This window comes from Nostoc sp. PA-18-2419, assembly GCF_005869855.1.
GTDB lineage: Bacteria > Cyanobacteriota > Cyanobacteriia > Cyanobacteriales > Nostocaceae > Nostoc.
The window spans coordinates 207600-223183 of the sequence record NZ_SZNH01000011.1 but is presented as its reverse complement, the minus strand read 5'-3'; the positions used below and the strand labels follow the sequence as shown (position 1 = coordinate 223183).

Annotated in this window: 10 protein-coding genes; all 10 read left to right on the top strand. The window is 38.5% G+C overall.

Annotation, left to right across the window (positions count from 1 at the left end; all coding sequences use genetic code 11):
• The first annotated feature begins 11 nt into the window (after positions 1–11).
• Positions 12–4106, top strand: a complete 4095-nt coding sequence (locus FCR06_RS14280; RefSeq protein WP_138500695.1) for a non-ribosomal peptide synthetase — start codon at positions 12–14, stop codon at positions 4104–4106.
• A gap of 17 nt (positions 4107–4123) precedes the next feature.
• Complete coding sequence (locus tag FCR06_RS14275) at positions 4124–5500, top strand: cytochrome P450 (protein WP_138500693.1); 1377 nt, start codon at positions 4124–4126, stop codon at positions 5498–5500.
• Between the two features lie 36 nt (positions 5501–5536).
• Positions 5537–6919 (top strand): cytochrome P450, encoded by a 1383-nt coding sequence (locus FCR06_RS14270; protein WP_138500691.1) that lies wholly within the window; start codon positions 5537–5539, stop codon positions 6917–6919.
• Between the two features lie 63 nt (positions 6920–6982).
• Positions 6983–7852: a TauD/TfdA dioxygenase family protein gene (locus FCR06_RS14265; protein ID WP_138500689.1), complete on the top strand. Its 870-nt coding sequence runs from the start codon at positions 6983–6985 to the stop codon at positions 7850–7852.
• A 54-nt stretch (positions 7853–7906) separates the two neighbouring features.
• Positions 7907–8953, top strand: a complete 1047-nt coding sequence (locus FCR06_RS14260; RefSeq protein WP_138500687.1) for a sucrase ferredoxin — start codon at positions 7907–7909, stop codon at positions 8951–8953.
• 10 nt (positions 8954–8963) lie between these two features.
• Positions 8964–10334: an MATE family efflux transporter gene (locus tag FCR06_RS14255; protein WP_138500685.1), complete on the top strand. Its 1371-nt coding sequence runs from the start codon at positions 8964–8966 to the stop codon at positions 10332–10334.
• Positions 10335–10413: 79 nt separating this feature from the next.
• On the top strand, positions 10414–11292 hold the full coding sequence (locus FCR06_RS14250; protein ID WP_138500683.1) for an SDR family oxidoreductase: 879 nt from the start codon (positions 10414–10416) through the stop codon (positions 11290–11292).
• Between the two features lie 103 nt (positions 11293–11395).
• Positions 11396–12442, top strand: coding sequence for a methyltransferase (locus FCR06_RS14245; RefSeq protein ID WP_138500681.1), 1047 nt, complete (start codon positions 11396–11398; stop codon positions 12440–12442).
• Between the two features lie 411 nt (positions 12443–12853).
• A complete protein-coding gene (locus FCR06_RS14240; RefSeq protein ID WP_138500680.1) occupies positions 12854–14395 on the top strand; it encodes an FAD-dependent oxidoreductase in 1542 nt (513 codons plus the stop codon).
• A gap of 155 nt (positions 14396–14550) precedes the next feature.
• Positions 14551–15255: an actin-binding WH2 domain-containing protein gene (locus FCR06_RS14235; RefSeq protein WP_138500741.1), complete on the top strand. Its 705-nt coding sequence runs from the start codon at positions 14551–14553 to the stop codon at positions 15253–15255.
• Positions 15256–15584: the final 329 nt, after the last annotated feature.

The following is a 15584-nucleotide window of genomic DNA, read 5'->3' as shown; positions in this document are numbered from 1 at the left end:
AACTTTTAACAATGGATAAACAATACTCTAATTTATCGCCAGCAAAAAAAGCTCTTTTAGAAAAATGGRAGGGAGGAAAATTTAAATCTGATACTATTCCTAAACGTCAAATTAGTGAGAATATTCCTTTATCTTTCTCTCAACAAAGATTATGGTTTATTGACCAACTTTATCACGGGAGTTATTTTTACAATATTCCTATCGCTTTTCAGATAAAAGGACAGCTTAAAATTACAGCACTTAGGCAAAGTCTGAATAAAATTCTTCAGCGTCATGAAGTTTGGCGCACAACTTTTAAACTTGTAAATGGAGAACCAATACAGAAGATTGCACCGCAATTAACTTGGGATTTACCCATTATTAATCTTGAGTATTTGTCTGATAAAGATTGGGAAGGAGAAGTTAAACAACTTGTAGCTAAAGAAGCAACAAAACCGTTTAATTTAGCTAAAGGACTTTTAGTTAGAGCAACTTTACTTCGCTTGAGTGAAGAAGAACACGTTTTGCTTGTAACCATGCACCACATTATCACTGATGGATGGTCTTGCGGTGTGTTCCTGCGCGAGTTGTCAACGCTATACGCTGCTTTCTCAACAAATCAACCTTCTCCCTTACCCGAACTCCCAATTCAGTATGCAGATTTTGCAATTTGGCAACGCGATCGCATTCAAGGTAAATTCTTAGCAACCCAATTAAATTATTGGAAACAACAACTCAGTGGTGAGCTACCTGTACTACAATTACCTACAGACCGTCCACGACCTCATGTCACTACTTTTACTGGTGCTAAGCAATACTTTACATTTTCTAAAGCTCTAACTGATGCATTGAGACAATTAAGCCAGCAAGCAGACGCTACTTTATTTATGAGTTTGCTGGCAGCATTTAATATCTTACTATACCGCTACACAGAGCAAGAAGATATCTTAATTGGTTCTCCAATTGCTAACCGCAACCGTACCGAATTAGAAGGAATGCTGGGATTATTTGTTAATACTTTGGTATTACGTAATAACCTCAATGGTAATCCTACTTTTTACGAACTTTTACATCGAGTTCGTGAGGTGACTCTCGATGCTTATGCACATCAAGATTTACCTTTCGAGATGCTTGTAGAAGAATTGCAACCCGAACGAAACTTAAGTCGAAATCCACTTTATGAAGTCATGTTTGTCCTGCAAAACAGTCCGGTATCTGTGCAGGAGGTTTCTGGTTTAACCTTGCGTACTTTAGACTTCGACAGCGGTACAGCTCAATTAGATATTTTCCTGTCGATGTTTGAATCCCAAGAGGGATTAACAGGATGTTTAGAGTATAATACAAATATTTTTGATTCAACAACTATTAGCCAATTTATTCGTCATTTCCAGACTTTATTAGAAAACATCGTTGTTAATCCAGAGCAAAATATCTGTAGTTTTTCACTTTTAAATAATTTTGAAAAAGAGCAATTATTATTTAAATTTAATCAAACTATTGCAAATTATAAAAATGCAGCTTTGCATCAATTATTTGAGCAGCAAGTTGAACTAACGCCTGACTCTTTGGCATTAATTCATCAGTCACAAGAATTAACTTATCGTCAACTTAATTATAGAGTTAATCAGCTTGCACATTATTTAGAAAAACAGGGTGTAACAACAGAAACTGTCGTTGCTATATGTCTAGAACGTTCTCTAGATATGGTAGTGGCAATTTTAGCTATCCTCAAAGCTGGTGGAGCGTATATTCCCCTCGATCCAAGTTATCCAGTTGAGCGTTTGAGTTTTATGCTTTCTGATTCTCAAGCATCGATATTAATTAGCCAACAGGAAATATTAGAGAAACTCTCACTATCTTCAGCTAAAACTGTTTGCTTGGATATCCACAAAGACGAAATTGCTCAAGAAAATCAAGAAAATCTCATTAGCAAATCACAAGCTGATAATCTTGCCTATATTATCTACACCTCTGGCTCAACTGGAACTCCTAAAGGCGTTCTTGGTACTCATCGCGGTACAGTAAACGGCTTACACTGGTTATGGAAAACTTATCCTTTTACCCCAAATGAAGTTTGTTGTCAGAAAACAGCTATTAGCTTTGTAGATTCTATATGGGAAATTTTTGCTCCTTTACTTCAAGGAATTCCTACAGTAATTATTAGCAATCAAACTCTACTAGACTCGCAGCTATTTATCGAAGCTTTGGCACATCATCGAGTTACCCGGATTATACTTGTACCCTCACTACTGCATTTATTTTTAGATAATTATCATCATCTAACCAAAAAATTATCACAACTAAAACTTTGGATAACTAGTGGAGAAGCACTATCTATTAACTTGGCTAAAACTTTTCGAGAATTGATGCCATTTGCAAAACTAATTAATCTTTACGGCTCATCAGAAGTTTCTGCCAACGCTACTTACTACGATACCAGTTTATTATCAGATCAAGCCAATAGTGTCCCTATCGGCCGTCCTATTGACAATACTCAAATCTATGTCTTAAATCACCATTTACAACTAACACCTATAGGAGTTGTTGGGGAACTTTATGTTGGTGGTGACGGATTGGCAAGGGGTTATTTGCATCGTCCAGAATTAACTCAAGAAAGATTTATTGATAACCCTTTTATTAAAGGAACTAAACTTTATAAAACAGGCGATTTAGTGCGTTATCTGATAGATGGTAATTTAGAATATTTGGGTCGCCGTGATGAACAAGTAAAAATTCGAGGATTCCGAATAGAATTAGGTGAAATTGCAACTGCGATCGCTCAACATCCAGATGTGCAAGAATCTGTTGTAATTGCCAGCAATGATACTCAAGAAAATCAACGTTTGATTGCCTATGTTGTTACGCATAAACAGGATATAGCTGCACAACTATTGCCAGATTTACAACAGAAGTTGCCTAATTACATGTTCCCATCTGCTTTCGTTGTACTGGATGCGCTGCCACTAACACCTAATGGCAAAGTAGATAAGCGTTCTCTGACCACAAATGAAGTTATCCGACCAAATACTACCCAATCTTTCGTTGCTGCTCGTAATTTTACAGAATTATCATTAGTAAAACTTTGGGAAAAGCTTCTAAATACTAACCCTATTGGGGTAACAGATAACTTCTTCGACTTGGGTGGTCACTCATTTTTAGCTGTACGCTTAATTGCTCAAATTCATGACAGATTTGAGCATAATCTTACCCTATCTACTCTTTTTGAAAACCCAACAATTGAAAAACTAGCAACCATTGTCAGTCAACCATCACGCCATAGTTCTAATTCTCCTTTAGTAGCAATTAACTCCAATGGTGACAAGATACCTTTCTTCTGTATACATGGTGCTGGTGGAGGTATTAATAACTACTTTATATTGTCTAGAAGGCTTGGTGAGGACTATCCATTTTATGCCTTAGAACATAACTTAGAGCAAGACCTACCTGAAATTATTTCGGTCGAGGAAAGCGCAACTCGCTACCTCAAAGAAATTCGTCGAGTACAACCAAATGGCCCTTATTTTTTAGGCGGTCATTGTTACGGTGGTACGCTTGCTTTTGAAATGGCGCAGCAATTACAAAGGCAAGGTCAAACAGTAGGTTTGTTAGTTGTTATCGATACGATTTTATCAGAAACACGTATTGAATCTACAAAAGATGACGATGCAAAATTCTTACTCCGGATGGCTGAATCGATAAAAACTAACAATAATATAGATTTTTCAATCCCTTTTGAGGAACTTCGAGTTTTATCATTAAATGAGCAATTTCATTTAGTAAATAAAAAAGCAAACTTTCTTTTTAGCGATACAGAGGTTGAAGATTTTTTTCATTATTACAAACTTTTCAAAGCCCATGTTCAAGCCATGCGAAATTATGTTCCCCAAGTTTATCCTCAATCTATAACTCTATTTCGAGCTAAGGAGGAGATTATTCATGACTTTGATAATCCAGAATGGAGTACTGATGACCCATTATTGGGCTGGGGTAAATATTATAGTCAACCTATTCAAGTAATTGAAGTTCCTGGCGATCATTTCTCGATTTTTGTTGAACCTCATATTCAAGAATTAGCGAAACATCTGAGAAATTGTATCGATAATGCTATGTATAAACTAAATAGATAATGGGAGTACAAAAGCTGATGAAACTACCCCCAGGGCCGAAAACTCCTTCTTGGTTGATAGGTCTGCGATTCGAGATTAATCCTTTTGGTTATATGGATGCTATTTCCAAACGTTATGGTGATATCGTCACTTTAATGTTTGGTTCTACACCAATTGTTTATATCAGTAATCCCTTAGGAATCAAGGAGATTTTCACAAATACTAAGGAAATTGCAGCTAGGGGTGAGTTGAACCAAGATTTCGCTTTGATGACAGGAAATCAAGGAGTTCTGCAATTAGATGGCTTAATTCATAAAAATCGGCGTAAGCTATTAATGCAATCTTTTCACGGAGCGCGAATGCAAGCTTGTGGGCGGCATATTTGTGAACTCACAGAAAAGATGATGAATAAACAAGTGATTGGAAAACCTTTTATTGCCTATCCAACAATTGAAGATATTACCTTACGAGTGGGTATAGAAGTTGTAATGGGTTTGGATAAAGGAGAGCGCTGTGAGAAAATCAAACAATTATTTGTATATGCGCTCAGAGTCGGACAGTCTCTTAGAGATAAGATTCTGGTGAATATTTTTGGACAACGAGATTTAGGTCAATGGAGTCCAGAGGGGTATCGTCTTCACTTAAGACGAGAACTTTTTCAATTGCTATCGGCTGAGGTTAAAGAACGGCGATCGCAAGCAGATTTTTCACGCTCTGATATGCTCTCGGATCTGCTCTTTGCTTGTGATGAAACAGGCGAAACATTGAGTGATGAAGAGGTACGTGACCTGTTATTATCGCCGATATTTGCGGCTGGTGATGCTTCTGGAACTGCAATTACTTGGGCATTATATTGGATTCACCGTTTAAAAGATGTTCGCTCGCGCCTGCTATCAGAACTCGATAGCCTTGGTGAAAATCCAGACCCGATGAGTATTGTAGGATTACCTTACCTAAATGCTGTTTGTAATGAAGCTTTGCGAATTTACCCGACTCAGTTGTTTGCATTTCCCAGGTTGGTAGAATCGACCGTTGAGGTCATGGGTTACCAGTTGAATCCCGGTACAATACTGATTGCTAATATTTATTCCACACATCAGCGCGAAGATTTATACCCTGCCGCAAAAGAATTTAATCCAGAACGCTTTTTAGAAAAACAATTTTCTCCCTATGAATTTTTGCCATTTGGCGGTGGTTCTCGTGTGTGTATCGGCGGAACTTTTGCCTTATTTGAAATGAAACTTATATTAGCAACTATTCTTTCACGTTATCAATTAGAGCTAGTTAGTAAGCGTCCAGAACGTCCCAAATATGGAGGTCTAATTTGTTACCCGGCTAGCGGTGTGAAAATGGTTATGCATAGTCGGCGTCAACATCAAGGACAGTCGCAGACATTCGTTGTCAGTTCAGTTTAACACCTCTCAAAAACTTAATTTTTATTAAAAATACTAATGAAACTACCTGATGGCCCAAAAACTTCTCCCCGATCGCTCGCTGATGAATTTAAGACCAATCCCCTTGGGTTCATGGATACTATGGGCGATCGCTATGGTGATATTTTCACTATTATGGCTGGTTCTACACCTTTAGTGATTGTCAGTAATCCAGAAGGGATAAAGCAGATTTTTACCAGTGCTAAAGAAATTACAGCTTCTGGTAAGTTGAACGAAGGTGGTGCGCCACTGGTGGGAAACAACGGGTTACTGATGCTTGACGGTTTGCGCCACAAACATCGCCGTCAGTTGTTGATGCCTCCTCTGCACGGGACTCGGGTCAAAGTATATGGGCAACGCATCTGTCAAGTAACAGATCGAGTCATCAACGATTTGGCACCAGGGCAAGCTTTTATTGCTTACTCTACAGTACAAAAAATTACTCTAGAGGTAATACTGCAAGCTTTGTTTGGTTTGTACGCAGGAGAGCGTTACGAACAATTTAAGCAAATACTTTCCAAGTTACTCATTTTTGCCCGGTCTCCCTGGCTGGGGTTATCTCTGGCTTATCCGTTTCTGCGAAAAGATTTAGGGCGTTGGACTCCTTGGGGATATTGGCTTGATCTCCAACGCCAATTTGACAAACTACTCTATGCTGAAATTACTGAACGCCGAGCAAAAGTAGATCCAACTCGCAGCGATGTCCTCTCTGAACTACTGTTTGCTCGTGATGAAACAGGTCAACCAATGACCAACGAGGATATACGCGATTTGTTTCCCTCATTACTATTAGGTGGTCAAGATGCCTCAGCCACCGCCATAACTTGGTCATTGTACTGGGTTCACCATTTAAAAGATGTTCGCGAACGATTGCTAGCAGAACTTGATACTCTTGGTGAATCTCCAGATCCGATGGCTATTGCCACGCTACCTTACCTCGGTACTGTCTGTAATGAAGCACTACGAATTTACCCAACTCAAGTAGTTACGTTTCCCAGATTAGTAGAATCACCAATTGAAGTCATGGGGTACGAATTGAGTCCAGGTACAGTCACTAGAGGCTGTATTTATTTGACACATCAGCGTCAAGACTTATACCCACAACCACAGGAATTCAAACCAGAACGGTTTCTAGAGCGACAATACTCTCCTTATGAATTTCTACCATTTGGGGGCGGTGCTCGCCGCTGTCCGGGCGAGGTGTTAGCGCTTTTTGAAATGAAGCTAGTTTTAGCAACAATTCTCTGTCGCTATCAACTAGCACTAGCCGATGAACAAAGAGTAGAAAAACCCAAGGCTATAGGTGTTAACTATCCCCCTGCTAGTGGCTTAAAAATGGTAATGCTTGGTAAACGCCAGCGCCCAGCAAAGCCACAGCAGTTCGTTGCTAATTCAGCATAAAATACGTTTCGTTTTGCAGTAAGTAGTTAGAATGTCAATCCTAAAAAATACCAAATAAAAACCATGATTGAAAAAATCGAGCCATTAGGAACAGGAACAGGAAAAATAGTATACAGTACTAACGATTGTGAAGATATTTTACACTTTTCTCAAGCGGAAATTCTCGATTTATTCAAGTCATCTGGAGTTATTCTGTTTCGAGGTTTTAGTGTAACTCCTATACAGATGAAAGCTTTTTCGGAAAAATTCAGTCATAGCTACCTTAAAGACCCCACCAAGGGAAGTCTTGACTCGGTTGATTTTGTTAACTCAGTAGATACCGGAATGGGTGCTAGTGCTGCTCATACAGAGCATGGTTCTAGTCCTTATCAACCCGATGTTATTTGGTTTTGCTGTACAACCCCTGCACAAGAAGGAGGTGAAACTTTATTTTGGGATGGTATCCAACTTTGGAAAGAAATGAGCAAAGATACCAAACAGTTATTTATTGATAAAAAACTCAAGTTTACTTTTGAAGATGTGCCATTAAATGTATTAAATCAATGGGTTGACTGTGGTGAAACCATTGATGATTGCAAGCAAGTCTTGGATCAATTTGAGAATTTTAATTATCAAATAAATGAAGATTCAAGCTTTTCTTTAAAATATCTTTGCTCAGCAGTAGTAAAAACCAAGTATGGGAATCAAGATGCATTTGCCAACTTCGCTTGGACAGCTCACGCTCGCGGATGGGAGATTTTTGAAGATGGTTCAAAGTTTTCTGAGGAAGTTGTCGATGAACTTGAGAAACTTTTCGACAAGTCTACCCAAGAAATATCCTGGCAAGCTGGCGATTTAGCGATGATAGATAATTCGAGATTTATGCACGGTCGCCGTGAATTTAAAGATAATCGACGGCAGCTATTCACTACCATAGCTAAAATTTTTGACTAATGGATGGCTAAATATAGTAATCCTCAAGCAGCTTTTTTTTAGGAGGAGTTTGAATTGCAAACTCAAGAGTTTGATCAACTTAAGACAACAGATTGCCGTTTTTGCTCGTTGGTTTCCAAAGCTAACAAAGAAGACCCCATTGGCACAGCAGGTACTTGTGACCACTGGTTGATTATGGAAATTCCCCAACCTTGGCCGCAAGACATCTATGAAAAAAATCTCACAATTAAAGCATTGATAGATTTTTTTCAAGAGGTCACCCTCAAGCATAAAATTAATATTAGACCAATACTAATTGCTCCAGATCGCGAGTATTCTCATCCTGGTTTTACCCGCGTGCTGTACTACTATCGTCCTGCCAAACTCTTTTGTGAGTTTGAGAAACAGGAATTTGTTGTGCCACACGAACAAGCAATTACTTTAGTAACGGCAATATTGAAACAGTCCATCCAACAGCCCAACAATTTATCAGAATTTCAGCAGTATCAACAACAAACCAGTCACATCCGCGAACTCATGGTTTGCACACATGCTCAAGTGGATCTTGCTTGTGGTAGATTTGGAACCCCCCTATATCGCCGACTAAGAAAGGAATATGCTCCGGCTGCCAAGGGAAATTTAAGAGTGTGGCAAACAACTCATTTTGGCGGTCATCAATTCGCACCCACCTTAGTTGATTTACCCCAAGGATGCTTGTGGGGACATTTAGAACCTGAAATCCTTGATTTACTGACGAACAGAAATGGTTCAGTTGCAGACTTGCATAAATTCTACCGAGGATGGACGGGTTTAACCAAGTTTGAGCAAATTGCTGAGCGCGAAATCTGGACACAATTGGGTTGGACTTGGCTCGACTATTTGAAAGTCGGCAAAGTGGTTGCTACTGAAGAAGTTCTCCAAGGACAAGAGCCTGATTGGGCAGAAGTACGTATTGATTATGCTACTCCTGATGGAGGCGTATCTGGTGCTTATGAAGCCAGAGTTGAAGTTAGTGGTGAGGTGATGAGTACACTTAACTCTGGAAAATCGATGGAGTTGAAAGCAGTGAAGCAGTATCGCGTTAGCCGTTTGGTCAAAGTTGAGTCAACAGCATCAAACTAAGAACCTAAAAATGACTTCCCAAAAACAATCTCAACTGACAAATGAGATCCTCCAAGGCAATCTCATTAAACTGATGTTCAAGTTATCAACTCCCGGTATTTTGGGAACGCTGTTACTCAGCTCAAGCACTTTTATTGATGCTTTATTTGCAGGACAACTAATTGGTGAAACTGCTGTCGCTGGTATATCTCTTGCTTCACCATTAACTTCTGTTATTCTTGGTTCTGCTTACTTAGTTGGCATAGGTTCTGCTTCTGTTCTTAGTCGAGCTATTGGTTCTGGAGATATTAAAACTCAGTCCAAAATATTTGGCAACTTAATCATAATAAGTATTATTATCTCCTTGGTACTGACAATCATTGGCTACAGTTTTGGTGAAGAATTAATTGTGTTCATGGGCGGAAGTGGTGAAGTTGCCTCTAATGGAGCAAAGTTTTTTAAGACTTATATGCTAGGTTCAGTATTTTGTATCATAGCTATTGCTGCTAACCATCTGATCAAATCTGAAGGAAAACTCCGATTAACTATGATATTTGCAGCTATTTTTGTCATTGTTAATATTATTTTAAATACTATCTTTATTAAAATATTTAATTGGGGAATTCAGGGATTAGCTTTTGCTACAGTTATTGCAATGCTTGTTTACTGTATTGCTATCTTAACATATTTCATTTCTGGTAAAAGTTCTATCCCAGTTCATCCTCTAAAATTAGTTATTGCAATAGATTTATTACCTGAGATTTTATCAGTGGGAATCTCAGAGCTACTAACTCCAATTATGAGTTTAATTCAAAGTTTTGTAGTTTTTAAATCTATCTCTCATTATGGAACCCAGAATGATATAGCCTTCTTCGGAGCTACAGAGACATTAAGTTTATTAGCATTCATTCCTCTGAATGGGTTTATGCAAGCCTTCCAACCTGTAATCGGTATAAATTATGGAGCAAAAAATTACCATCGGCTGAAAAAAGCTTATTTGACTTTTGTCGTTGGTGTCATTGCTTTGTTAATATTATTTTGGCTGCCTATGCAATTATTTCCCAAAACCTTTCTGGGCTTGCTCTTACCTAAGGTAACTTTCACTATTGATGATTTTATTTACTTTTGGATTCTTAATTTAGTGATACCATTAATGCCAGTTATTGCTTGCAGTGTAGTTCTTTTTCAATCTATAGGTAAAGGAAAAGTTGTTGGGATAATAGTTATTTTAAGAAGTCTAATTTTATTTATTCCAATGGTAATCATCTTATCAAGATTTTTTGGTTTAGGAGGTATATATTATGGAATAGTTTTAACGGATGTAATAATTTTGTTAATTGCAATTAAGTTAACTTTACAAGAATTTAATTATTTTAGCAAAATGGAAACCAAAACTTTATAGTTAAGAAAAAATTCTTGGATAGATTTATTGAAGTTTTATTTTGTAGATAAATGTCCTACCAATCGTGAGAGTTAAAAAAATGGTTCAGAAACAAAATGGTGCTGTTTTGATTACAGGAACATCCACAGGAGTAGGTCGAGCAGCAGCGCTCCTACTTGACAAAAAAGGATATCGTGTCTTTGCTGCGGTGCGTAAAGAAAAAGATGCTGAATCACTTAAAAATGATGCATCTGAGAATTTAACACCGATATTAATGGATGTTACTAAAGCAGAAGAAATTAAATTTGCTGCCGACATTGTTTCAAAATCTGTTGGCGATCGCGGATTGGTTGGATTAGTGAACAATGCGGGTTTCTTGGTGGACGGCCCTATCGAGTATCTTTCAATTGACGACTTGAGATGGCAATTTGAAGTCAATGTTTTTGGACAAATAGCAGTTACTCAGGCATTCTTACCATTAATTCGCAAAGCCAAAGGTCGGATCATAAACATCGGTTCAACAGGTGGCAAAATAGCTTTCCCATTCGCCTCTGCATTGTGTGCTTCCAAGTTTGCCTTAGAAGCATTTACAGATGCATTGAGAATGGAGTTAGAACCTTGGGGAATTGAAGTTATTTTGGTGGAACCAGGCTCGATTGCTTCAGCAGCGCCGGATAAGGTGGAAGAAAGCTTTGAGAAAAATTTTGCCAATATGTCACCTGAAGCTAAAGCTATGTATGGTGATGCCTACAAATTTTTTGTCGAGGGTTTGATTAAATCGAATCGCACAGGAATGCCACCCGAACAAGTTGCAGGTGCAATTATAGAAGCTCTGGAAGCTAGTAAACCCAAAACGCGTTATTTCTTGTCTAAAGAACAGATGCTTCTAATGCTTGATTTGATGCTGAAAAAAATTATGCCCGACCGCAGTTTTGATGCAATGATTTTAAAAGGTTGGAAGTTAAAAAACCAGAATTAAAGCTATCTCTTTGTATTAAAACCAAGTGAATACAAAGAAGGTAAGGTAAATTTAATTGCAATGCTTTGAGAATACCAATATTCAATAAATTTAAATAAAAATCATGGTTTTATCAGACTACAAGCCTGCCACCTTTGAGTCTCCCTTGACTGTACAACAATGGGTATACGCTTACTGGGTTTCACGATGTATTTATGTTGTTGCTAAACTTGGAATTGCTGATTTGCTCAAAGACGGTTCCCAGCACTGCAATGCTTTAGCTGCTGCAACAAATACCCACAGTGATTCTCTTTATCGAGTGTTACGAGCTCTTGCTAGTCTGGGAATTTTTGCTGAAACCCAACCCCAATGCTTTGAACTGACTCCACTAGCAGATTGTTTACAGAGCAATGTCCCTGATTCTATACATAATCAAGCAATCATGCGGGGTGAGGAGCATTACTACAAATCCTGGGGAAATTTGATGCATAGCGTGCAGACAGGGGAAAGTGCCTTTGAAGATTTGTATGGCATGAATTTGTTTGAGTACAACAAACAAAATCCTGTTGTCGGAGAAATCTTCCATCAAGGTGTCGCTGCGATCGCTAAAGAGGCACATATTCCACAATTGTCGGCTTATGATTTTTCGTCAATTAGCAAGCTAGTTGATGTTGGTGGTGGTACAGGTAGCTTTCTTGCTGCCATTCTCGAAGCTAACCCGACGATGACAGGGGTGTTGTTCGAGCTCACAGAAGTGATTGAGGAGACCAAAAATTCTGGCGAAACTGCATCTGTCAATGATCGCTGTCAACTGATAGGAGGTAGCTTTTTTGAGCCTATCCCCGAAGGTGGAGATGCTTACTTACTTAAGCATGTTATTCATAATTGGGATGATGAGCAAGCGATCGCCATTCTTAAGCGCTGTTATCAAGCTATGAAAGAACAAGGACGATTGCTAGTCATAGAGTCCATAATATCTCCTGGAAACGAGTTTTCTTGGACGAAGTTTGGAGATGTCAATATGTTGGCGATGTGCTCTGGTGGACGGGAGCGTACTGAAGCCGAATTCAGAGACTTGTTTGAATCTGCTGGGTTTAAACTCAGCAAAATTTACCCAACAGAAACCGATTTCAGCATTATTGAAGGAGTTAAAATATCTAACATTAACTGAAGCACGAGTCTGTCATTTTGATAATTGAAGAGGCTGAGAAATAGTAAACGAATAATTCGTAATGACGCTTGAAGAATCGCTAACGCTGCGCTAACGTAATTCGTAATGACGCTCGAAGACTCGCTAACATAATTCGTAATAGGTACAACGTAGGGGCACATATCTATGCACCCCTACAAATTTATGTACTTTATGTGATTGGGAATCGCTATATATAACACTCCTAAATAATTTGTGAATTATACCAATTTGAAAAAATAATATGACAAATACATCATCTGTAGAGACGCGATGAATCGCGTCTTAGAGGCAATTAATTTTTGTCTATTCCCTATTGCCTATTCCTTATTCCCTATTGCTTGCCTGAACAAGTAAATTTAGCGTTGGAATGTAGAGTTCAGTTTTTTCAAAATGTCTTTAACCCAAAAAATTCTTTCCCAATTACCCGGTGATGTTTTAACAGGGTTGGAGCAAAGCGATCGCATCTTAACATCCCTCAGAGAAAATACTGCACCTGTACCAACCTTAGTTACAGAAAGTCAGCAGCCTTTAGGCATTGTAGACTGGGATGTGCTGATCAGCGGTGGGACGTTGGGCATTTTAATTGGTTCGGCTTTAGCACTCAAGGGACTACGGGTAGTATTGATGGAACGGGGAATTCTCCGGGGAAGGGAACAAGAGTGGAATATTTCTCGTAAAGAGTTAGATGTGTTTGTGGAATTGGACTTATTAACACAGGAAGAATTAGAAACTGCGATCGCGACTCAATATAACCCTGCACGAGTCGGCTTTCACGGGGGTACAGAAATTTGGGTAGAGGATGTTTTGAATATCGGTATAGATCCTGTATATTTGCTGGCTACATTAAAAACCCGATTTCTCGCTGCTGGTGGGAAGTTGTTGGAAAACACACCTTTTACTGGAGCAGTAGTACATCCAGATGGGGTAATGGTAAATAATCAATTTAAAACTAGGCTGTTAATCGATGCAATGGGACATTCTTCTCCCATCGCCCAACAAGCACGTCAAGGAAAAAAACCAGACGCTCTTTGCTTGGTGGTAGGAACTTGCGCCCAAGGTTTTCCGGAAAATAGCTCAGGCGATTTGTTGTTATCATTTACATCTTTGCAGAATCAATGCCAGTACTTCTGGGAAGCGTTCCCAGCTAGAGATGGTAGAACCACTTACTTATTTACCTACATGGATGCACATCCCCAACGCTTAAGTTTAGCAGCTTTCTTTGAGGAATATCTGCGTCTTCTACCAGAATATCAGGGTGTGGAATTAAGTCAGCTGAAATTTCAACGAGCCTTGTTTGGCTTTTTTCCCAGTTATCGCCAAAGTCCCCTTAGAACTCCTTGGAATCACATTTTACCAGTAGGAGATAGTAGTGGTAGTCAATCTCCCTTGAGTTTCGGTGGTTTTGGTGCGATGGTGCGTCACCTAAAGCGTCTAACATTTGGCATTGAAGAAGCGCTGCAAACTGAACAATTATCTGCAAAAACGCTGTCACTCCTGCAACCGTATCAGCCAAGTTTGACTGTTACCTGGTTATTTCAAAAGGCGATGAGTGTTGGTGCAAATCAGAAAATTCCCCCAGAGCAAATTAATCAACTACTGTCAGCAGTGTTTGAGGAAATGCAACAACTGGGTACACCAGTGCTAAAACCGTTTTTGCAAGATATAGTACAATTTCGGGCACTCTCACAAGCACTGTTAAAAACCAATTTATCTCATCCAGAATTAGTTATTAAAATCATTCCCCAAGTTGGTTTAGGAAATTTGTTAGATTGGATGGTGCATTACGTAAATTTAGGTGTTTATACTACCTTGTTTCGCTTAAGTCCGATGTTAGAAAGATGGATTAAGAATCAACCAAGCAAACAACAATATTATTGGCATCGTTTAATTGATGCTTATAAATATGGTTCTGGCGGTGATTACTTAGACTAAACTTAATAATTTTTCGAGTCAGGAGTCATAATAATTGAAAATTTAACGGTTTAATACCTGCTGGATTTTACTTAAATTATCAAGCTTGGGTATTCAAGCCTGATTAATTCTGAATTGTGACGATGAAACTTAAACAATATGTGTGTGAGGATATTATGATTGAACGGAAATCTGTAGGAATCAAATACTTTGGCGTGCTGATTGGCTTCCTGCGCGATCGCCAAGGATTTCTAGAGGAAGTTCGCCAAGGTGCAAGATTACCAAATAAAATCATTTCTTTACTGGTTTGTAGTTCTTTATTCCTGGCTATCTATGGCGCAATCATTGGTGCATATCATAGCTGGATGCAAGCTTTGTCTTCCGCGATTAAACTTCCAGCCCTTTATTTAATCACACTGCTAATTTGCATTCCGACGTTATATTTCGCTAACATCATCTTTGGCTCAAAGCGAACTTTTGGACAACATTTAGCATTAGTATTAACTGCGGTTTCCGTAACTAGCGTACTTTTATTTAGCTTTGCACCAATTACCCTCTTTTTCTTAATTACTACTAATAATTACCAATTTTTAATTCTTTTAAATGTCTTCATTTTTGCACTCACTGGATTTATTGGTATTTCGTCGTTATATCAGGCTACGAGTTTAGTTTTAGAACAAGATAATGAAGGTAGCAAGACACGCCAGAAGATTTTACAGTTTTGGTTATTTCTTTATGCTTTCGTTGGTAGCCAGCTAGGATGGACTCTCAGACCATTTTTTGGCACACCTGATTCTGTCTTTCAATTGTTCCGCGAAAGAGAAGGTAATTTTTATCTCAGTGTGATTCAAGCTATTGGCTATCTCTTGGGAGTTCGTTAATTATTAGAAATCATCTGAGCAGCGATTGGCGAAATTTTAGGTTTGCGTTAATCTTACATCAAGAGTTGTGATAGCTAGCTCAACCTAATTTAACGTCAAATGTGATTACGAGCAAAACAAAGTGAAGCAAACTAATCGCAAAAATTCTATCTGCATTTTTCAATATTGACCTACTTACAAAACTTAATAAGCAGCAATTGAATGTGTGTATTTTTTACGACTTGGCAAATTGGCAACTATTGTCAAAATAATTGTGTTACTTTCAATACTATACAAGGTGTATTTGCACTTTCAAGCTATTAGACGGGTTGCAACCCGTCTTTATTTAT

Bases quoted from the DNA above. Each gene is read 5' to 3' on its own strand.
- FCR06_RS14275 (WP_138500693.1), top strand. From the start codon at position 4,124: ATGAAACTACCCCCAGGGCCGAAAACTCCTTCTTGGTTGATAGGTCTG.
- FCR06_RS14270 (WP_138500691.1), top strand. From the start codon at position 5,537: ATGAAACTACCTGATGGCCCAAAAACTTCTCCCCGATCGCTCGCTGAT.
- FCR06_RS14265 (WP_138500689.1), top strand. From the start codon at position 6,983: ATGATTGAAAAAATCGAGCCATTAGGAACAGGAACAGGAAAAATAGTA.
- FCR06_RS14255 (WP_138500685.1), top strand. From the start codon at position 8,964: ATGACTTCCCAAAAACAATCTCAACTGACAAATGAGATCCTCCAAGGC.
- FCR06_RS14250 (WP_138500683.1), top strand. From the start codon at position 10,414: ATGGTTCAGAAACAAAATGGTGCTGTTTTGATTACAGGAACATCCACA.
- FCR06_RS14245 (WP_138500681.1), top strand. From the start codon at position 11,396: ATGGTTTTATCAGACTACAAGCCTGCCACCTTTGAGTCTCCCTTGACT.
- FCR06_RS14240 (WP_138500680.1), top strand. From the start codon at position 12,854: ATGTCTTTAACCCAAAAAATTCTTTCCCAATTACCCGGTGATGTTTTA.
- FCR06_RS14235 (WP_138500741.1), top strand. From the start codon at position 14,551: ATGATTGAACGGAAATCTGTAGGAATCAAATACTTTGGCGTGCTGATT.